The following is a 19,027-nucleotide window of genomic DNA, read 5'->3' as shown; positions in this document are numbered from 1 at the left end:
TGGCGAATCGAGACTCGAAAGTGCTGGCGAAAAGATCGTTCACGAAACATCATGGACTCACCGGGCGACGCGGCCCGGGGCGCCGGCTCGGGGTTGTCGACGTGTGGGGAGGCTCCTATGTCCGCCGTACCTTCGGACGAAGTCTTCGAAGCTCCTGCGACCTCGCCGCTGCACCTCGTCAGAGGCAGCGCTCCCGGCCTGTTCTGGTACCTCACCGAGCCCACCCGCTGCGCGCTCGACGTCGGCGAGTTCGTGGCCACGCGGGCGATGCTGCGCGGCGCGCCGTCCGGTGACGGCCACCCGGTCCTCGTGTTCCCCGGCCTCGGCGCCGCGGACTCGTCCACGGTGATGCTGCGCCGTTTCCTGTCGGGGCTCGGCTACGAGGTCAACCCCTGGGGCCTCGGCCGCAACATCGGGCCGACGCGCAAGGCCGTCGACGGCATGCACGCGTTGGTGAAGAAGGTCTCGGATGCCTACGGCGGGCCGGTGTCGATCGTCGGCTGGTCGCTGGGCGGGATCTTCGCGCGCGAGATGGCGCGCGACCACCCCCACCGCGTCCGCCAGGTGATCACGCTCGGATCGCCTTACAACATGAGCGATCCGGTGCAGTCGCGGGCGATGCCGGCGTTCTCGTTGTTGTCGCGCCTGCACATCCCGAAGGACGAGTTCCCGCCGCTCGAGTCGACGAGGCCGCCGATCCCGGTGCCCGCCACGTCGGTCTACTCCAAAACGGACGGCATCGTCTCGTGGGAGTCGTGCGTCGAGGAACCGGGGCCGCGCAGGGAGAACATCCAGGTGTCGTCCTCACACCTGGGCTACGGCTTCAACTCCAGCGTGCTGTGGGTCGTCGCGGACCGGCTGGCGCAGGCGGAGGGCACGTGGGCGCCCTTCGCCGCTCCTCCCGGTATGGCCCGCCTGTACCCGCGGGCGGCCTGAAACCCTTGGGACGCCCGGAAAGCGGGTGGGACTTCGGTCCCCACCCGCTCACCAGGTGATGGCCTCAGCCGATCAGTCGTCCACCACCTCGCTCAGGCTCGCCGCCACCGCGTCGCCGCCGTGGCCACCGTGGCCGGTGTTGCCGCCGTGGGTGTTGCTGTTGTTGGTCGCGTTGCCGGTGTCGCCCGTGCCCGTCCAGCCGGAGTCGCCCGAGTCCGTGTCGGTCACACACGTCGAGTGCACGCACATGACCATCGCGGAGTTGTCGCCGGTGTCGCCGGAATCGCCGCTGTCGCCCGAGTCGCCGGACGTGGCGATGTTGGTGCTGTCGGCGTCGCCGCCGGCACCGGAGTTCCCGCCGTTGCCGGCCACCGCGGCCGCACTGGCGTCGGACTCGTCGTTCCCGGCGTTCTCGTCGTCGTCCCACTCGGTCGCGGTGGAGCTGTCCGCTGCCGCGTCGGCGTCGCCGCCGTTGCCGCCACTGCCCGTGTTGCCGCCGTGGGTGTTGCTGTTGTTGGCGGCGTCGCCGGTGTCGCCCGTGCCCGTCCAGCCGGAGTCACCCGAGTCGGTGCCCGTCAGGCAGACCGAGTGCACGCACATGACCATGGCGGAGTTGTGCCCGGAGTCGCCGGAGTCACCGCTGTCGCCCGAGTCGCCGGTCGTGGCCTCGTTGGTGCTGTCGGCGTCGCCGCCCTCACCGGAGTTCCCGCCGTCGCCCGCTTCGGCGGCAGCGGCCGAGGAGTCGGAGTCACCGTGGCCGTAGCCGTGGTCCCCGCCCTTGCCCTCGTCCTCGTCGCCTTCCTCGTCCGAGTCCTCGTCCCAGGTGGTCGTGGCCGAGTCCGCCTCGGCCACGGCGTCGCCGCCGTCGCCCCCGCTGCCGGTGTCGCCGCCCTCGGTGTTGCTGTTGTTGGCGGCGTGACCGGTGTCGCCGGTCGACGTGTCCTCGTCGCCGGAGTCGTCGGAATCATCGAAGTAGCCGTGGTCGTCGGAGTCGCCGAAATAGCCGTGGTGGTCGGAGTCCCCGGAGTCGTCGGATTCTTCGACATCGCCGGAGTCGCCGGTGGTGGCGGTGTTGGAGCTGGTGGCGTCGCCGCCGTCACCGGAGTTCCCGCCGAACCCGCCCTCGGCCCACGTCCACACCTGATGGTCGGACCAGTACTCGTTCGTCAGATGTTCTGAGCCACCGAAGTCGTAGGGGTGCAACGCGCTGCTGTCAGCGCCGGCGGAAGGTCCGCCCGCCAGCACGAGGCCTGTGGCCGCGATCGCGGCCAGAAGGCCGGTTGTGACGTTCTTGCGCATGTTCTTCCTCTCTAGACGACTACATCTCGTTCATGCGAGGTGGTTTCGGTGGCTGGAGCCCGTGCGTGCACCACGGCCCGGAGTCACGCCGGCATCCGGTCCGCGGGACGTCGATCTGGGGAAGAGGGCCTGCCACCGCCGCACCGGCGTTCCGAGCACTTCACCTCCCCTGAACGGAACACCTGGTTGCGCCGTCTGGAGTAGCCGCGTTCGAGCCCGAAAAACCTGCGGAACGCGCGCCACCTGAACGAGCGACCGCCGCCATGCCTGCGACGCCCACCGGACGGATGAACCGTCACGCGCAGGGGCGCGGGTCCGCGTAGATCACCAGCGTCTGGCTCGGCTGCTCGGCGAGGTGGAACGCCGTGTACGCGTAGTCGAGGGCGCCCAAGCGCTGGTGGCGCAGGCGTTTGCGCCCTCCGCTCTGCGCCTGCACCTCCTGGTGCGGCCACCAGGCCCGCACCTCCCGGCTCGCCTCGCGCAGCTCCTCGAACAGCCGCGTGAACCGCTCGTCACCGGGGTGCCGCGCGGCGAGCGTGCGCAGCCGGGCGAGCAGGCCGCGCGCCTCCTGCTCCCAGTCGAGGACGACCTCTCGTGCCGTCTCGTCGGTGAACGTCCACCGCGCGAGGTTCGGCGCGGGTGTGCGCAGCACGGGGAAGAGGTCCGCGGCGGCCTCGTTGTGACTGAGGACGTCGTAGGTGGCACCGATGACGTACGCCGGGTTCGGCTGCAGCAGGTGCGGCACGGCGGCGGCTTCGGCCGTCAGCGGTTCGACCTCGGCCTCGGGCGCGGGCGCGTGGCCCGCGAGGTGGAACAGGTGGTCCCTCTCGGGCCGGTCGAGCCCCAGTGCCGCGGCGAGGGAGGTGAGGACCTGGTCGGACGCGCGCACGTCACGGCCCTGTTCGAGGTAGGTGTACCAGGTGGCGCTGATGCCGGCGAGCACCGCGATCTCCTCGCGCCGCAGACCCGGCGTGCGGCGCCGCGCGGTGGTCGGCAGACCGGCCTCGGCGGGCGTGATCCGTTCCCTGCGGCTGCGCAGGAACACACCCAGCTCTCGCCTGCGGTCCGCGGTCATGGCACCTCCGGTACCAGAATAAACTGGCTCTGGATACCAGGCTGAGCCCGTCGCAGGCTGGGGTCATGAGTGGTGAGGGAAAGGTCGTGGCGATCACCGGTGCCAGCAGCGGGATCGGTGAGGCGACCGCGTTGTTGCTGGCGGAACGGGGCGCACGGCTCGTGCTCGGAGCACGTCGTACGGACCGTCTCGAGGACTTGGTGGACAGGATCGAGCGTGCGGGCGGCACGGCGGTGAGCGCGCGTGTGGACGTGACCCGCCGGGAGGACCTGCACGCGTTGGTGGCGTTGGCCCGCGAACGGTTCGGGCGGCTCGACGTGCTGGTCGGCAACGCGGGCGTGGGACCGATCTCGCCGTTGGACGACCTGCGCGTCGACGAGTGGGACGAGATGGTCGACGTGAACATCAAGGGCGTGCTGCACGGGATCGCGGCCGCGCTGCCGGTGTTCCGCGAGCAGCGGGCCGGGCACTTCGTGACCACCTCGTCGACGGCCGCGTTCACCGTCGCGCCCGCGATGGCGGTCTACGCGGGCACGAAGGTGGCGGTGCGGGCGATCTGCGAGGGCCTGCGCCAGGAGGCCGGTCCGACCGTGCGCGTCACCACGGTGTTCCCGGGGTTCGTGCACACCGGTTTCGCGGAGGCCTCGTCGAACCCCGTTGTGCGGGAACGCATCGCGGGCATGAGGGACGAGATCGCGATCTCGCCGGACTCGATCGCCCGCGCCATCGCGTTCGCGATCGAGGAGCCGGCCGAGGTGGACGTGAACGAGGTCGTCGTCCGGCCGGCTGCCCAGAGTTAGGTCAGCGGAAGGAGTTGCGCGTGTAGGTCAGGCTGAAGTCGCCCTTGTTGGAGAAGTACCTGTCGACCAGCAGGGCCGGGTCGGTGGCCATGTAGCCGCGGTAGACCGGGCCGTCGTTCTGGTCGTCCCAGCCCCACGGTGCGTTGGCGGCGTTGTCCTTGCCGTTGTCACCGCGGAAGGTGCCGAACGACGCGAAGGTCTCCGTGTTGTTGCGGCGGGCCCACATGCCGTTGGCGTCCAACGTGTTCACCAGGCGGTAGCCGACGCTGCGGTCGTTGCCGCCCGACGGCACCTCGCCGGTCGCGGACGGCTGGTAGACCACGCCGTCACCGCCGGGGAACTCGGCGCCGTTCCAGCGGAACAGGCCGTGGCCCTTGGCCTCCTGGAACGTGGTGGGGCGGCCGTTCACCAGCAGCAGGGTGCCGTCGATGGTCTCCGCGCCGTTCTGGTACGGCGACCCGGCGGGCACGTAGGAGTAGAAGTCGCTGTGCGCCACCGTGACGGCGGCTTCGAGCCTGCCGTACTGCGAGCCGTCCTTGCGGACCGCGAACAGCGCGCCCTCCAGGTCGTTCTCGTGGGTGCGCTGGCCGAACGGGTCGGGCTGGTCGTCCCAGTCGCGCGGGTGGAAGAAGCCGTAGACGAGGAACCAGTGCGTGCCCGTCTCGACGACGGAGTAGTAGGCGGCACCGGTGAGTTTGCTCGTCTGGGGCTGGTTCTCCCAGTTGTTCAGCGTGTTCCAGTCGCCGTCGAAGTCCACTGTGGACAGGTAGTCGGCGTCCGCGTCGGACGAGTCGGTGTCCTGGTGGTGGACCGGGGCCCAGTGGAACGCCAGGTCGTGGTCGGAGACGGCCGCCTCGGCGGGCGCGGCGAGGGTCGTCGTGAAGAGGGCGACGGCCAGCAGGGAGGCGCGGATCGTTTTCACGCCGCCGGAGGTTAGCTGTAGATGGTGACCGTCAGGCGGGGGTTCGAGCGAAAATCAGTCGACTCGTAGGCGACGCGCGCGAGTGGCATCGAGCCGGCGGCGGCCGTCAGCGTCGTCTCGATCTCGTGCCGCTCGTCCTCGGTCAGGTACGACCAGAACGAGCTGTGCCAGATCACCGTGTACGTGGTGCGGTCCTCCGGCGGCACGAGGTTCTCGCGAAGCCACCGCCCGGCGGGGGAGCGCGCGACCTTCACGCCGACCCTGGCGGCGAGCTCGATGGCGTCGTCGAGGTCCCAGCGCAGCGCGTCGTGCTCGGGCGGGATGAACGACTGCAGGATCATCGCGTGCTTGGGGTCGGCGGGGTCGCGCGGCTGCAGGTCGCAGCCGGCCCGGTCGACGATCCGCAGGTTCGGCGGCTGCGGACCGGCCGCGGCGAGCCGCACCGGCGAGTCCTTGTCGCCCCACTCCCAGCCGAGGCCGAACCAGCGGTAGTGGTCGAGGATCAGGTTCAGCCCCGCGCACGCGCCGAGCTCGAGCAGCCGGACCTTCGGCGCCCCGATCATGGTGAGCCCCCGGAGCAGGAACCCGGCCGTCTTCGGCTGGTGTTGCTGCACCGTGCGGTCGAGCGCCGCGAGGATCTCGCCGGGGTTCTCGATGATCGCGCTGCGCGCGGCGAGCCACGTCAGCAGCGCCGCCGAGTCGGACTCCCCGGCCATCGCCGCCGCGTGCGCGCTGGTGAACCGCTCGGTGAGCTCCGGCGCCCTGCCCGACAGCATCAGCAACCGCACCCCCGCCAGCGCCTGCACCCCGAACAACGGGCTGTGCACGGCGCTGTGCGAGCACAGCAGGTCCGCCACCGGCCCGCCCTTGTCGAGCTCGCTCGCGAGCTCCGACAGGATGCGCGCGGACACCGGCGCGGTGGTGCGCAACCGCGCCGCGAACGTGCGCAACGTGGACGCACCCATTGCAGCCGCGGTCACGGGTCCTCCTGTCTTCGGCCAGAGGACCTTACAAGGGCGCCGGTATCGTCCGACGGGTGAGCGAGTTCCTGGAGTTGTCCGCGGCCGGTCCGGTCGCCACGTTGACGATCAACCGACCGGCCAAGCGCAACGCCATGAGCTACGAGATGTGGTCGGCCCTGCCGGGGCTGCTGGGTCGCGTTTCCGCAGATGAGAACGTGCGGGTGCTCGTCATCCGGGGCGGGGAGCACTTCTCCGCGGGCGCCGACATCGCCGAGTTCTCGACTCTCCGGCGCGGCGCGGAGGGTGCCGCCCACTACGGCGAGGCGGTGCACGCCGGCGAGCGCGCCATCGCCCAGCTGGACAAGCCGACGATCGCCGCGGTCTCCGGTTTCTGCGTCGGGGGCGGCTGCGAGATCGCCCTGGCGTGCGACCTGCGGGTGGCGTCGGTGGACGCCCGCTTCGGCATCACCCCGGCGAAGCTCGGCATCGTCTACAACTTCACGTCCACCAAGGCGCTGGTCGACGCCGTCGGCCCGGCGTGGGCGAAGCAGATCCTGTTCTCGGCCGACCTGATCGACTCGGCCACCGCGTTGCGGATTGGCCTGGTCAACGAGGTGGCTGAGTCGCTGGACGCGCGCGTGAAGGAGCTGTCCGAGCAGATCGCCGGGCGCGCGCAGGTCTCGGTGCGCGGGGCCAAGAAGATCATCAACTCGATCACGGACGGCGGGCACGAGGACGACTTCGTGCGCGCGCTGTACGCGGAGGCCGCCTCCAGCGCCGACTACGCCGAGGGCGTGACGGCGTTCCTGGAGAAGCGGCCTCCGCGGTTCTAGCTAGAACACCTCGGCGGCGATGGTCGTGTCGTCGCCGTGGCCCGTGTGCACCACGGTCTCGCCGGGCAGCGTCAGCAGCTTCTCCCGGATCGACTGCTCGATCGTCGGCCGGTCCGAGAACGACCGGCCGGTCGCGCCCGGCCCGCCCTGGAACAGCGTGTCGCCCGTGAAGACCGCGCCCAGTGACGGCACGTAGAAGCACACGGCGCCGGGCGAGTGGCCCGGCGTGTGCAGCACGTGGATCTCCTCGCCGGCCACGGTCAGCACCTGGCCGTCCTCCAGCGCCTGGTGCGGGAGGACGCCGGTGTGCGTCAGGTTCCACACCACGTGGTCGGCCTGGTGCAGGGCGAGCGGCGCGCCCGTCGCGTGCGCCAGGTCCGGCGCGACGCGGACGTGGTCATCGTGCGCGTGTGTCAGGAGGATCGCCACGACCTTGCGGCCGTTCACGACCTTCAGGATCGCGTCCACGTCGTGCGGGGCGTCGATCACCACGCACTCGGAGTCGTCGCCGATGACCCAGACGTTGTTGTCGACGTCGAAGGTCTCGCCGTCCAGCGAGAACGTGCCGGAGGTGACGGCGTGGTCCACGCGGAGTGCCATCAGAACACCACGACCGATCGCAGCACGTCGCCGTGGTGCATCTTCTCGAACGCGCCCTCGACGCCGTCGAGCGGGATCTCCTCGGTGACGAACGCGTCGAGGTCGAAGCGGCCCTGCTGGTACAGGTCGACGAGCATCGGGAAGTCGCGCGTGGGCAGGCAGTCGCCGTACCACGAGGACTTGAGCGCGCCGCCGCGGCTGAAGAAGTCGATCAGCGGCATCTCCAGCTTCATGTCCGGCGTCGGAACACCCACCAGGACAACGGTTCCGGCGAGGTCGCGGGCGTAGAACGCCTGCTTCCACGTCTCCGGGCGGCCGACCGCGTCGATCACGACGTCCGCGCCGAACGAGTCCGTCAGGTCCTGGATCGCGGTGACGACGTCGTCGACCTCACGCGCGTTGATGGTGTGCGTGGCGCCGAAACCCTTGGCCCACTCCAGCTTCCGCGGGTCCGTGTCGACGGCGATGATCTTCGCGGCACCGGCGAGGCGGGCGCCCGCGATGGCGCCGTCACCGACACCGCCGCAGCCGATCACGGCCACCGAGTCGCCGCGGCCGACGCCGCCGGTGTTCACGGCGGCACCGACACCCGCCATCACACCGCAGCCGAGCAGGCCGACGGCCGCGGCGCGCGCGGACGGGTCGACCTTCGTGCACTGTCCTGAGTGGACGAGCGTCTTCTCCGCGAACGCGCCGATGCCCAGCGCGGGGGAGAGCTTCGTGCCGTCGGTCAGCGTCATCGGCTGCGAGGCGTTGAACGTCGAGAAGCAGTACCACGGCTTGCCCCGGCGACACGCGCGGCACGTGCCGCAGACCGCGCGCCAGTTCAGCACGACGAAGTCGCCGGGCTCCAGGTCCGTGACGCCCTCGCCGACCGACTCCACGACACCCGCGGCCTCGTGGCCCAGCAGGAACGGGAAGTCGTCGTTGATCCCGCCCTCGCGGTAGTGCAGGTCGGTGTGGCAGACGCCGCACGCCTGGACCTTCACCACCGCCTCGCCCGGGCCGGGATCGGGCACCAGGATCGAGGTCAGTTCGACGGGTTGACCTTTGCCCCGGGCGACGATGCCCTTGACCTCTTGCGCCACTGCGACTCCGTCCTCAGTTGATCAGTGTCGTGCCTTCGAACTCGCCGAGTTCTTCCCGGTAGAACTCAATCCCTACACCGTTGGGGTCGCGGATGTACAGGCTGTCCTCGACGCCCCGGTCGGGCCCCAGGTACTCGATCCCGGCCGCGTCCAGCTTGGACTTGATCTCGTCGAACCGCTCCGGCGACGTCGAGAGGGCGAGGTGCTGGACGGCACCGATCGTCTCGGAGAACGCCGGGTGGTCGTGACCCGGGAAGTCGAAGAACCCCAGCAGGTTCTTGCTGCCGAGGTCGAAGAAGAAGTGGCTCGAGCCGTTGTAGTCGCGGTTCTCGACGAGCTCGACCAGCGGGAAGCCGAGGAACTCCTGGTAGAACCGGATGGTCTCCTCGACGTCCTTGCAGATCAGCGCGATGTGGTGCACGCCCTTCGTCGGCGAGCCGCCGCGTTCGGCGAGAGGCTTCACGTACCGTTCGCGCAGCTCATCGCGCTTGGCGCGGATGGCGGCGAGCTCTTCACCCTCTGGCTGTGGCATGCCGCCAGGGTAGTTGATCGTTCAAACGTTCGCAGGCTCAACGCCCGGCCCGCCGCGGGCCGGGCGCTCGTGGAGACCTGTCAGTCTTCCTCGTCGCCGGGCCACTCGCCCGTGAGCTTCTGGAAGCCCTTGGCGCCGCCGCGGTCGATCGCGGCCTTGACCAGGCCGAAGATCGCGCCCTGGATGGCCGCGGCCAGCAGCACCTCGGTCCAGGCGCGGTTGCGCATCGTGGCGCTGGGCGCTTCCTTGTCGCCGGCGATGAGCTTCCAGATCTGGCCGAAGATCGCGGTGGCGAGGAAACCTCCCAGCGCGCCGAACAGCATTCCGAGGGGACGGTAGAGCAGCTTCATCGGTTCCTCCGTGAGATCGCCCAGATCGCGAGGACGAGCGCGATCAACGCCGCGGCGATCGCGCCGGGGTGCCGGCGCGCCTTCTCGACCTGCGCCGCGACGGGGTCGGGCAGCGAGTCGACGGCCTGGTTGGTCGCGGCGGTCATCCGCACGACCGCGTCCTGCGCCTGGCCCTTCACCCGCTCGGCCGTCTCGTGCGCCTGCTCCTTCACGCGGGCGGGCACGTCGACCTTGTGCGCCAACGCTTCCACGGTCTCGCCGAGCTCACGACGGGTGCGCTCGACGTCGCGCTGCAACTGCTCCTTGGGGTCGCTCATCGGTGCGCACTCTCCTTGATCGTCGCGATGTCCCGCTGGACGTTGTCCATCGCCTGCCTCGGGACCGGCGGAGCGGCCTGCTTCACCTGGCCCTTGCCCACGAGCGCGAAAACGCCCGCGAACAGCAGAAGGGCGGCCGCGACGATCAGAGCGGCCGCCCACGGCGGAACTACGAGTGCCAGCAGCAGGATCAGGCCCGCGACGACGCTGAGCCCGCCCCACCACGCGAACACGCCGGCCGCGCCGAACATCCCGGCGCCGACACCGGCGTGCTTGCCCTTGTCCTTCAGCTCGGCGACGGCGAGACGGATCTCATCGCGCGCGAGCCTGCTCACCTGCTCGGACAGCTGGTTCACCAGCTGCGCGGTCGACGTGTCGGTGTTCATGCACGTCGATTACCCACAGGCGGGTTGAGCCAATCAGTCCCGCCGAGCAGTCCTGCCGAGGCGATCAGCCCTGCTGGGCCTGGGCCTCCGCGACCTTCGCGTGGACCTCTTCCATGTTCACGTCGCGCGCCTGCTGGATCAGGTCGTTCAGCGCGGGAGCGGGCAGCGCGCCCGGCTGCGAGAACAGCACGACACCCTCGCGCACGATCATGAGCGTCGGGATGGAACGGATGCCGAACGTGGCCGCGAGCTCCTGCTGCGCCTCCGTGTCGACCTTGCCGAAGACAATGTCCTCGTTGTTGTCCGACGCCGCTTCGTAGGTGGGCCCGAACGCGCGGCACGGCCCGCACCACTCGGCCCAGAAGTCGACCAGGACGATGCCGGAGCCGTCGGAGCCACCGACCACCTCGTCGAAGTTCTCCTTGGTCAGCTCGACCGTCGCCATGTTGGTCCTCCTCGTTTTCTGGGGGCATCCGGACCAACGAACCGGAGCGCGGTGGAATTCCCCAGGTGCGCCCGGTCACGTCGGTGGGAGGGTGCGGGGGCGCCCGCCAGGACGCCGCGATCGCGGCGGCACCCGGACGAGGTGGCGGCCACGAGGCGCTGGCGGCCGCGAGGCGGTGGCGGCACGCCCGCCGACTGTCGTCGCCACCAGCCGCCACACACCGGCCACGCACCTGCCGCCAAGCCACCTGCCACCCTCACCGCCGCCTACTGCCACGCCACTCGCCCCTGCTGCCGCTCGGCACCGCCGCGACGCCGTCTGTCGCCCGCCCCTGCCGTCCGTGCCGCCGCGGCCGCCACCGCCCCTCGCATCTGTCACCTCCCTCGGCCACCTGCCGCCCCTGCCGCGCCACTCGCACCTGCCCCCTGCCCCCTGCCGCCACCCGCCACCTGCTGCCCGCCACCTGCAGCCACACACCCGCCCACCCATCGGCCGCCCCACCGGCAGCCACCTCAACTTTTTGTGGACGCCTTCAACACCCTGTTTGCGCAGCTCCCGCCGCCCACAACCCGCACCACGCCGATCCGCCGGAAATGGTTGGTTCAACTTTTTGTGGACGGCTTCAACTCGGCGTTGTACGGTCCCCGCCATGATGCCGCGCCTGCTCGTGACCTCGCTGCTCGTGTTGGGGCTCGCCGCCTGCGGGTCCACGTCCGACCCCGCCCAGACGTCCACGCCCCCGTCGTCCGACCTCGGGTCGGTCAAGAAGGACGACGCGCTCGCCGCGCTGCTGCCGCCCGAGATCGCCTCGGCCGGCACGTTGAAGGTCGGGTCGAACATCCAGAACCCGCCGAACAACTTCTACGACCAGGACGGCAAGACCCCGATGGGGTCCGAGGTCGACCTGATCAAGGCGATCGCCGCCAAGCTCGGGCTCAAGGCCGAGCACAGCGACATGGCGTTCAGCTCGCTGATCACCAGCCTCGAGACCGGCCGCGTCGACGTGACGATGGCCGCGATGAACGACACCGCCGAGCGCCAGCAGAAGATCGACTTCGTCGACTACTTCACCTCCGGCATCACGATCATGGTGCAGAAGGGGAACCCGCAGGGCGTCAAGAGCCCGGACGACCTGTGCGGCAAGGGCATCGCGGTGAACCTGGGCAGCTCGCAGGAGCAGTTCGGCAAGGAGCAGAGCGAGAAGTGCAAGGCCGCGGGCAAGCCCGAGGTCACGCTCAGCGTCACCGACAGCGACACCGGCAACCAGAACCAGCTGCGCACCGGCCGCGTCGCCGCGATCCTCAACGACCTGCCGACCGCCGTCTACGTCGCGAAGACCGCCGGGGACGGCCAGTACTTCGAGGTCGTGCCGCTCGCGCCGATCAACGGCGGCCCGTACGGCATCGGCGTCGCGAAGAAGAACGCCAAGCTGTCCGAGGCGATCAAGGGCGCGCTGCAGTCGCTGATCGACGACGGCACCTACGAGAAGATCGTCACCACCTGGGACATCAAGCAGGGTGCGATCACGAAGGCCACCATCAATGGCAAGTGACACCCGCATGAACGACGTGCGTGAAGAACTGGTCGTCGTGCCGCTGCGCCACCCCTGGCGGTGGATCAGCGGCGCGGTGGTCGTGCTGGTCATCGCGGGACTGGGCTGGGCGATGTCCGAGGCCCAGATCCAGTGGGAGGACGTGCCGGGGTTCTTCACGCACCCCGTGATGCTCGAAGGCCTGCTCAACACCATCGTGCTCGCCGTCGCCGCGCAGGGCGGCGCGATCGTGCTCGGTGTGGTCGTGGCTCTGATGAGGCTGTCGGCGAACCCCGTCGCGCGGTGGTTCGCGGTCGGTTACATCTGGCTGTTCCGCGGGCTGCCGGTGCTGCTGCAGATCCTGATCTGGTTCAACCTCGCGCTGGTCTTCCAGAACATCAGCATCCCCGGGCTGTTCTCGGTGCCCACCAACGTGGTCATGACGGCGTTCGTCGCGGCGCTGCTCGGCCTGGGGCTCAACGAGAGCGCGTACATGGCGGAGATCGTCCGCGCGGGTCTGAGCAGTGTCGACGAGGGGCAGACCGAGGCGGCCAAGTCGATCGGCATGACGCCGTTGACGACACTGCGGCGCGTGGTGCTGCCGCAGGCGATGCGGGTGATCATCCCGCCGACGGGCAACAACTTCATCAACATGATCAAGGGCACGTCGATGGCGTCGGTGATCGCCTTCACGGAGCTCATCCACGCCGCGAACAACATCTCGTCGCGGAACCTGGAGATCATGGAAACCCTGTTCGCCGCCGCGGCCTGGTACCTCGTGATGGTGTCCCTCGCGTCGATCGGGCAGCACTACCTGGAGCGTGCTTATGGCCCTCGTTGAGGCGGTCGGTGTCCGCAAGTCGTTCGGGCACACCGAGGTGCTCAAGGGCATCGACCTGGAGGTCGAACGCGGCGAGGTCGTGTGCCTGCTCGGCCCGTCGGGCGCGGGCAAGTCGACGTTCCTGCGGTGCGTGAACCACCTGGAGACCATCGACGCCGGCCGCATCTGGGTCGACGGCGTGCCGGTCGGGTTCCGTTCGGCCGGCGGCAAGCTCTACGAGCTGCGCGAACGCGAGGCCGCCCACCAGCGCCGGGACGTCGGGATGGTGTTCCAGCGGTTCAACCTGTTCCCGCACCGCACGGCGCTCGAGAACATCATGGAGGGCCCGGTCCAGGTGCTGGGACGCCGCAAGGCCGAGGTGGGCGCGGAGGCGCTGGCGCTGCTGGAACGGGTGGGGCTGGCCGAGAAGGCCGGTGCGTACCCGGCCCAGTTGTCGGGTGGTCAGCAGCAGCGTGTTGCGATCGCCCGCGCTCTGGCGATGAAGCCCAAGCTGATGCTGTTCGACGAGCCCACGTCCGCGTTGGACCCGGAGCTGGTCGGCGAGGTGCTCGACGTCATGACCTCGCTGGCCCGCGACGGCATGACGATGATCGTGGTGACCCACGAGATCGGCTTCGCCCGCTCGGTCGCCGACCGCGTGGTGTTCCTCGTCGACGGCGCGGTGGTGGAGACCGGCACACCGTCCGACGTGCTGGACAATCCGCAGCAGCCGCGCACGCAACAGTTCCTCGCAAAGGTGCTCTGAGTTGATCGACGCCTCGTACCTCGCCCAGTTCCGCGAGCCGGAGGGGTATCTCGACTTCGCCCGCTTCGGCCCGCCGTCGCTGGCGGTCGTCACGGCCACCTCCCGCCTGCTGGAGCAGGCCTCGCTCGCCGGGCCGTCCACTGTGGACACCCTGATGCGCGAGGAGCAGCGGGTGAAGGCCGCCGTCGCACGCCTCTGCCGCACGGACACCGACCACGTCGCCCTGGTGCCCAACACGTCGATCGGCCTGTTCCAGGCGGCCTTCGGGCTGTCCGGCACCGTCATGTACTCGGCCGCGGAGTTCCCGTCCAACACCTACCCGTGGGTGCGGGCGGGCCTCCCGTCCGTCGTGCTCGACGGCCCGGTGCACCCGGCGGCCGTCGCCGTCGGTCTGACGCCCGAGGTCTCGGCGCTGTCGGTGTCCGCTGTGGACTTCCGCACCGGCTACCGCGCGGACCTCGCGGCGTTGCGCGAGGCGGTGGGCGACCGCCTGCTGGTCGTGGACGGCATCCAGGGCTTCGGCGTGGTCGACGAGCCGTGGGAACTCGCCGACGTGCTCGTGGTCGGCGGCCAGAAGTGGCTGCGCGCGGGCTGGAGCACCGGTTTCGTGGTGCTGTCCGACCGAGCCCTGGAACGCCTCTCCCCGGTGCTGTCGGGCTGGACCGGTGCCGTGGACGCGGGCCTGTTCGACGACTCGGTGCACGCCGCCGCCCCGGACGCCGCCTCCTGGAACATCACGAACCTCTCGCCGATCGTCTCCGGCGCCTTCGCGGAGGCCCTGGAACTCGTCGAACGGGCCGGCGTCCCGGCGTTGGACGCGGCGGTCGCCGAGATCGTCGCCGAGACGGAGGAGATCGTGCTGTCGGCCGGTGGCAAGGTCGTGTCGGCACGAGAACGCCGAGCTGGAATCCTCGCGTTCACGATGCCCGAGGCGGCCTCGGTGGTGGGGGAGGCCCTGAACTCTTTCGGGATCACCGCCACCGTCCGCCCGGAGCACGTCCGCCTGTCCCCGCACGCCACCACCTCGCGCGGCACGTTGGAGCGTCTGCGCGCCGCCCTGAAGTCGTTGTCCGGCCCGGCTTCCTCCCCGATCCCGGCAGCCTTGTCGGCGCTGGTGCCCACCATCGACAGCCTGGCGTCCGCCCTGGGCCCGGACACCGAGGTCGTCGTGCACGACCTGTCCAGGTTGCCCAACTCGATCATCGCCATCGCGGGCTCCCTGACCGGCCGCCAGGTGGGCGGCCCGATGACGGACCTGCTGCTGGGCCTCGTGCGACGGGGCACCACCACCGACATGCCCGGCTACGAGACCTACGCCCCGGACGGCCGCGCGATCTGGTCGTCGACGACCTTCGTCCGCGACGCGGCCGGCGTCGCCGTGGGCTGCCTGTGCGTCAACAAACTCGCGGCCCACGAGGCGTCGGGCCCGGTGGAGTCGTTCCCGCAGGACGTCGACACGCTGCAGCGCTCACTGGTCGAGAAGGCCATCGCCGACGTGGGCGTGCCCGTCGAGCTGATGAAGAAGGTGCACAAGTCGCAGGTCGTCCGGGTGCTGGACGAGGCGGGCTTCTTCCTCATCCGCGACTCTGTCGACCACCTGGCGGGCGTCCTCGAGGTCACCCGCTACACGATCTACAACTACCTCAACGAGAACCGAGGGACCTGAGCAGGCTCTGCCAGGCGGGGACCGAGAACGCGAGCACGTCGCCGCTCGCGTTCTTCGAGTCCCGGACGAGGGCGTCGTGGGAGAGCGAGACTTCGACGCACTCACCTTCCTCGGTGCCGTCGCTGTGGCTGCTCTTGCGCCAGGTGCGGTCCTGAGTCATCGAAGTCCTCTCGCGGTCGGCTGACGTACTCCGCCAGCTTGCTCCGCGATTGTTCCGCACTCAAGGCAACCTCATCCAAGCGGTCGAAGAGGAGTCTGGTCCGCGCGATCGCCCCCGGATCTTGGACGAAGACCTTCGCGAGGTTGGTCTCGCTGAAGACGATCGGCCGGGACTTCTCGTACTCCCACAGCACACAGCCCGTGGCGGCCACCGGCGCATCGGCGGACACGATCCGGATGGTGTGCGTGTCGAACAGCAACCGGGCGTACTGGTCCTCCATGATCGCGCTGCTTCCGACCTGGAGCTGGAGCGCATGCTCATGGATGTAGAACAAGCAAGTCGGCCGATCGTGTCGGCGGAGAATCGTTTGGCGGTCGGTTCGGAACTGGACGAGGGCTGGGATGCGCTCTTCCGTCACGACTCCGGTCATCCGGTAAAGCCCATCGGCGTACTCCGGGATCTGCACCAGGCCCGGTATCGACTGCGGTGAGTAGCTCGTGATCGCCATGGCGGTGGACTCCGCCATCGCGACCGTCCGCAGGTTGCCGGACACCTGCACGATGTACTCGTCGAACGCGTACTGGTAGCGGCGCCGGAAGTCGTTCACGAAGTCGATGTCTTTGCCGCACATGGACAAGTACTGGATCAGATCGATCTCGCTGGCGCGTGCCTTGCCGTGCTCGACGGTGGAAACCTTGCTCGGGTCCCAGCCCAGCTTCTCGGCGAGCTTGTTGCCGCTCAGGCCCGTGCAGGTCTCGCGGAGGCGCCGGAGCTCGTCACCCAGGTCCCGGCTGTACGCGGTGGATGCAGTCATGCACCGACGCTATGGGTTGTATTCACTTCAAGCCGCTGCTCGTTCGGGTGAAAACAAACTCGTACCGGGAAGCTTTCGTGAAACTTTCATCTTCCGCAACCGTCATCTCCGCTTTACCGTTCCAGGTGTGAGAGCGCTCTCAAAGGTGAGATGGCGGCGTGGACTTGCCGCCGTAGCGATTGCCCTGTCGTCATTGGCGACGGTCGAGGCCGCGTACGCGGCCGACGACTACACGCAGAACGTGACCGCGATCGACGCGACTCAGGCCCGGATCAACTTCACGCCGACGACCCCTGCCGCCTACGTCGACGTGCACTACCTGATCTCCGGCCAGGCACAGCAGAACTTCCGCATGACCAACAACGCCGGGACCTGGCAGAAGACCGTCGGGTCGCTGTCGTCCGGCACGGTCGTCGACTACTGGTTCACCTACGAGAAGAGCGGTCCGCAGTACGACACGCCGCACTTCACGTACACCCACCAGGGTGCGGTGCAGCCGGTGGCGACGCCGACCTTCAGCCCGCCCGGTGGCACGTACTCGACCGCGCAGACGGTCACGATCTCGACGTCCACCAGCGGCGCGACGATCCGGTACACCACCGACGGTTCCACGCCCACCGCCAGCAGTCCTGTGTACAGCGGGCCGATCTCGGTGCCCAGCAACAGGACCGTCAACGCGATCGGCATCAAGTCCGGTCAGCCGAACTCGGCGGTCGGCAGCGCGCAGTACGTGATCGGCACGCCGGTCGCGACGCCGACGTTCAGCCCGCCCGGTGGTGCCTACGCGTCCGCGCAGACGGTGACGATCTCGACATCCACGTCCGGCGCGACCATCCGGTACACAGTGGACGGATCGACGCCGACCGCCAGCAGTCCTGTGTACAGCGGGCCGATCTCCGTGCCCAGCAACAGGACCATCAGCGCGATCGGCATCAAGTCGGGGCTCGTGAACTCCGCGGTGGCCAGCGCGACGTACACGATCGGGACGCAGCAGGGGTGTCTGCAGTCCGACAACCCCAACTTCGGGCCGAACACGCGCGTTTTCGACCCGAGCATGTCGGCGACGAGCATCCAGACGCAGCTCGACATCGACTTCAACAACCAGAAGGACACCCTGACCGCGCAGATGGCGCCGCGGCGGGTCGCGCACCTGTTCAAGCCCGGTACGTACAGCGGCATCCACGACGACGTCGGTTACTACACGTCCGTGTCGGGGCTGGGCAAGAACCCCGGTGACGTCGTGATCAACGGTGACATCACCGTGGACGCGTTCAACGAGTCCGACAAGGGTGTGGCGCTGCAGAACTTCTGGCGCTCCGCCGAGAACATGACGGTCGTCCCCAGCAGCGGCACCAACCGCTGGGCCGTCGCGCAGGCCGCTCCGTTCCGGCGCATGGACGTCCGCGGCAACCTGGCGCTCTACCCGGCCAGCTACGGGTTCGCGTCCGGCGGCTACACGGCCGACACCCGCGTGTCCGGTCAGACCGCGTCGGTCTCGCAGCAGCAGTGGTACACGCGCGACTCCAACTACGGCAGCTGGAACGGCGGCGTGTGGAACATGGTGTTCTCCGGAACGCCGGGCGCGCCCGCGACCACGTTCCCGAACCCGCCGTCGACCAACCTGGCGACGACGCCGATCTCGCGCGACGTGCCGTACCTCTACTTCGAGAACGGCAAGTACCGGGTGTTCCTGCCCTCCCTGCGCACCAACGCCTCCGGTGCGTCGTGGGTGAACGGTGGCACGCCGGGCAGTTCGCTGCCGATGAGCGACTTCTACGTCGTGAAGTCCGGTGACACCGCCGCGACGATCAACGCGGCGCTCGGCAACGGCTGCAACCTGTTCTTCACGCCCGGCATCTACAACGTCAACCAGACGATCAACATCACGCGGCCGAACACCGTCGTGCTGGGCATCGGCTACGCGACGATCGTGCCGCAGAACGGCGTCACCGCGATGCAGGTCGCGGACGTCGACGGCGTGCGGATCAAGGGCGTCCTGTTCGACGCCGGCACCACGCTGTCGAACTCGCTGCTGACCGTGGGCCCGGCCGGCTCGTCGGCCTCGCACGCGTCCAACCCGACCACGCTGCAGGACGTGTTCTTCCGCGTCGGCGGCGCGATCGCGGGCAAGGCGACGAACAGCCTGGTGATCAACAGCCACAACACGATCATCGACCACACCTGGATCTGGCGCGCCGACCACGGCAACGCCGGCACCTGGGGCTGGGACGAGGCGATCGGGGACACCGGTCTGGTCGTGAACGGCAACGACGTGCTGGCCACCGGCCTGTTCGTCGAGCACTACCAGAAGTACCAGGTGATCTGGAACGGCGAGCGCGGCCGGACGATCTTCTTCCAGAACGAGATGCCGTACGACGTGCCGAACCAGGCGACCTGGAACAGGCCGAACGGGCAGGCCGGATACGCGGCCTACAAGGTCGGCGACAACGTCACCACGCACGAGGCGTGGGGACTCGGCAGCTACTGCTTCTTCAACGTCAACCCGTCCGTGCGGGCCGAGAACGCGTTCGAGGTGCCCAACCGGTCCGGCGTGAGGTTGCACAACCTGCTGACCGTGTCGCTCAACTACCAGGGAACGATCACCCACGTGGTGAACGACGTGGGCGGGGTGACACCGCCGGGCACCGTGCCGGTGAACGTCGTCAGCTACCCGTAGCACCGCCCTGAGATGCGGCCCGTCACCGAGGTGGCGGGCCGTATTCTC

At 69.2% G+C, this 19,027-nt stretch carries 21 protein-coding genes; 8 read left to right on the top strand and 13 right to left on the bottom strand.

Features of this window, described 5'->3' with window-relative positions:
- Positions 1–117: 117 nt before the first annotated feature.
- Entirely contained in the window at positions 118–936 is an 819-nt protein-coding gene (locus BMY74_RS10735; RefSeq protein ID WP_143091526.1) for an esterase/lipase family protein, read from the top strand.
- A gap of 72 nt (positions 937–1,008) precedes the next feature.
- Here BMY74_RS10735 and BMY74_RS10730 read toward each other — a convergent pair whose 3' ends face one another.
- Together BMY74_RS10730 and BMY74_RS10725 are read right to left on the bottom strand one after the other, a co-directional pair.
- Positions 1,009–2,235, bottom strand: coding sequence for a hypothetical protein (locus tag BMY74_RS10730; RefSeq protein ID WP_089913587.1), 1,227 nt, complete (start codon positions 2,233–2,235; stop codon positions 1,009–1,011).
- Positions 2,236–2,530: 295 nt separating this feature from the next.
- Positions 2,531–3,310 (bottom strand): helix-turn-helix transcriptional regulator, encoded by a 780-nt coding sequence (locus BMY74_RS10725; RefSeq protein ID WP_089913583.1) that lies wholly within the window; start codon positions 3,308–3,310, stop codon positions 2,531–2,533.
- Positions 3,311–3,375: 65 nt separating this feature from the next.
- Here BMY74_RS10725 and BMY74_RS10720 point away from each other — a divergent pair, with 65 nt between their 5' ends.
- A complete protein-coding gene (locus BMY74_RS10720) occupies positions 3,376–4,110 on the top strand; it encodes an SDR family oxidoreductase (RefSeq protein ID WP_089913579.1) in 735 nt (244 codons plus the stop codon).
- Between the two features lies 1 nt (position 4,111).
- On the opposite strand, the gene BMY74_RS10715 is transcribed toward BMY74_RS10720, so the two are convergent.
- Positions 4,112–5,032: a hypothetical protein gene (locus tag BMY74_RS10715; protein WP_089913575.1), complete on the bottom strand. Its 921-nt coding sequence runs from the start codon at positions 5,030–5,032 to the stop codon at positions 4,112–4,114.
- Between the two features lie 11 nt (positions 5,033–5,043).
- Positions 5,044–6,012, bottom strand: a complete 969-nt coding sequence (locus BMY74_RS10710) for a DUF2332 family protein (protein WP_143091525.1) — start codon at positions 6,010–6,012, stop codon at positions 5,044–5,046.
- 56 nt (positions 6,013–6,068) lie between these two features.
- Between BMY74_RS10710 and BMY74_RS10705 the strand changes: the two genes are divergently transcribed.
- Positions 6,069–6,827 (top strand): enoyl-CoA hydratase/isomerase family protein, encoded by a 759-nt coding sequence (locus BMY74_RS10705; protein WP_089913570.1) that lies wholly within the window; start codon positions 6,069–6,071, stop codon positions 6,825–6,827.
- Here BMY74_RS10705 and BMY74_RS10700 read toward each other — a convergent pair whose 3' ends face one another.
- The 7 genes from BMY74_RS10700 to trxA all read right to left on the bottom strand — a co-directional run bounded on the left by BMY74_RS10700 (position 6,828) and on the right by trxA (position 10,545).
- On the bottom strand, positions 6,828–7,427 hold the full coding sequence (locus BMY74_RS10700; protein ID WP_089913567.1) for an MBL fold metallo-hydrolase: 600 nt from the start codon (positions 7,425–7,427) through the stop codon (positions 6,828–6,830).
- The gene (locus BMY74_RS10695; RefSeq protein ID WP_089913565.1) at positions 7,427–8,515 is read right to left on the bottom strand and encodes an S-(hydroxymethyl)mycothiol dehydrogenase; all 1,089 of its coding nucleotides are present in this window, start codon (positions 8,513–8,515) and stop codon (positions 7,427–7,429) included. Before BMY74_RS10695 ends, BMY74_RS10700 begins: the two co-directional genes overlap by 1 nt.
- Before the next feature lie 13 nt (positions 8,516–8,528).
- On the bottom strand, positions 8,529–9,047 hold the full coding sequence (locus BMY74_RS10690; protein WP_089913562.1) for a VOC family protein: 519 nt from the start codon (positions 9,045–9,047) through the stop codon (positions 8,529–8,531).
- 80 nt (positions 9,048–9,127) lie between these two features.
- On the bottom strand, positions 9,128–9,397 hold the full coding sequence (locus tag BMY74_RS10685) for a DUF4235 domain-containing protein (protein ID WP_089913559.1): 270 nt from the start codon (positions 9,395–9,397) through the stop codon (positions 9,128–9,130).
- Positions 9,394–9,714 (bottom strand): DUF3618 domain-containing protein, encoded by a 321-nt coding sequence (locus BMY74_RS10680; protein WP_089913556.1) that lies wholly within the window; start codon positions 9,712–9,714, stop codon positions 9,394–9,396. Before BMY74_RS10680 ends, BMY74_RS10685 begins: the two co-directional genes overlap by 4 nt.
- On the bottom strand, positions 9,711–10,100 hold the full coding sequence (locus BMY74_RS10675) for a phage holin family protein (protein WP_089913552.1): 390 nt from the start codon (positions 10,098–10,100) through the stop codon (positions 9,711–9,713). Before BMY74_RS10675 ends, BMY74_RS10680 begins: the two co-directional genes overlap by 4 nt.
- 64 nt (positions 10,101–10,164) lie before the next feature.
- The gene (gene trxA, locus BMY74_RS10670) at positions 10,165–10,545 is read right to left on the bottom strand and encodes a thioredoxin (RefSeq protein WP_089913549.1); all 381 of its coding nucleotides are present in this window, start codon (positions 10,543–10,545) and stop codon (positions 10,165–10,167) included.
- A gap of 649 nt (positions 10,546–11,194) precedes the next feature.
- On the opposite strand from trxA, the gene BMY74_RS10665 reads away from it, so the two are divergent.
- Genes BMY74_RS10665 through BMY74_RS10650 form a run of 4 tightly spaced genes read left to right on the top strand, consistent with a single transcriptional unit; the run spans position 11,195 to position 15,328 of the window.
- Positions 11,195–12,097: an ABC transporter substrate-binding protein gene (locus BMY74_RS10665; RefSeq protein ID WP_089913546.1), complete on the top strand. Its 903-nt coding sequence runs from the start codon at positions 11,195–11,197 to the stop codon at positions 12,095–12,097.
- Between the two features lie 7 nt (positions 12,098–12,104).
- The gene (locus tag BMY74_RS10660; RefSeq protein WP_089913543.1) at positions 12,105–12,917 is read left to right on the top strand and encodes an amino acid ABC transporter permease; all 813 of its coding nucleotides are present in this window, start codon (positions 12,105–12,107) and stop codon (positions 12,915–12,917) included.
- A complete protein-coding gene (locus BMY74_RS10655; protein ID WP_177229682.1) occupies positions 12,904–13,662 on the top strand; it encodes an amino acid ABC transporter ATP-binding protein in 759 nt (252 codons plus the stop codon). The genes BMY74_RS10660 and BMY74_RS10655 overlap by 14 nt, the downstream gene beginning before the upstream one ends.
- Position 13,663: 1 nt before the next feature.
- Entirely contained in the window at positions 13,664–15,328 is a 1,665-nt protein-coding gene (locus BMY74_RS10650; RefSeq protein ID WP_089913537.1) for an aminotransferase class V-fold PLP-dependent enzyme, read from the top strand.
- Here BMY74_RS10650 and BMY74_RS10645 read toward each other — a convergent pair.
- A complete protein-coding gene (locus BMY74_RS10645) occupies positions 15,306–15,488 on the bottom strand; it encodes a DUF397 domain-containing protein (RefSeq protein WP_089913533.1) in 183 nt (60 codons plus the stop codon). The genes BMY74_RS10650 and BMY74_RS10645 overlap by 23 nt on opposite strands.
- Complete coding sequence (locus tag BMY74_RS10640; RefSeq protein ID WP_089913530.1) at positions 15,430–16,302, bottom strand: helix-turn-helix domain-containing protein; 873 nt, start codon at positions 16,300–16,302, stop codon at positions 15,430–15,432. The genes BMY74_RS10645 and BMY74_RS10640 overlap by 59 nt, the downstream gene beginning before the upstream one ends.
- 193 nt (positions 16,303–16,495) lie before the next feature.
- On the opposite strand from BMY74_RS10640, the gene BMY74_RS10635 reads away from it, so the two are divergent.
- Positions 16,496–18,979, top strand: a complete 2,484-nt coding sequence (locus tag BMY74_RS10635; protein WP_177229681.1) for a chitobiase/beta-hexosaminidase C-terminal domain-containing protein — start codon at positions 16,496–16,498, stop codon at positions 18,977–18,979.
- The last annotated feature ends 48 nt before the right edge of the window (positions 18,980–19,027 follow it).

This window comes from Lentzea albida (assembly GCF_900111005.1).
GTDB classification, from domain to species: domain Bacteria; phylum Actinomycetota; class Actinomycetes; order Mycobacteriales; family Pseudonocardiaceae; genus Lentzea; species Lentzea albida.
This window is presented reverse-complemented; position numbering and strand designations above follow the sequence as displayed.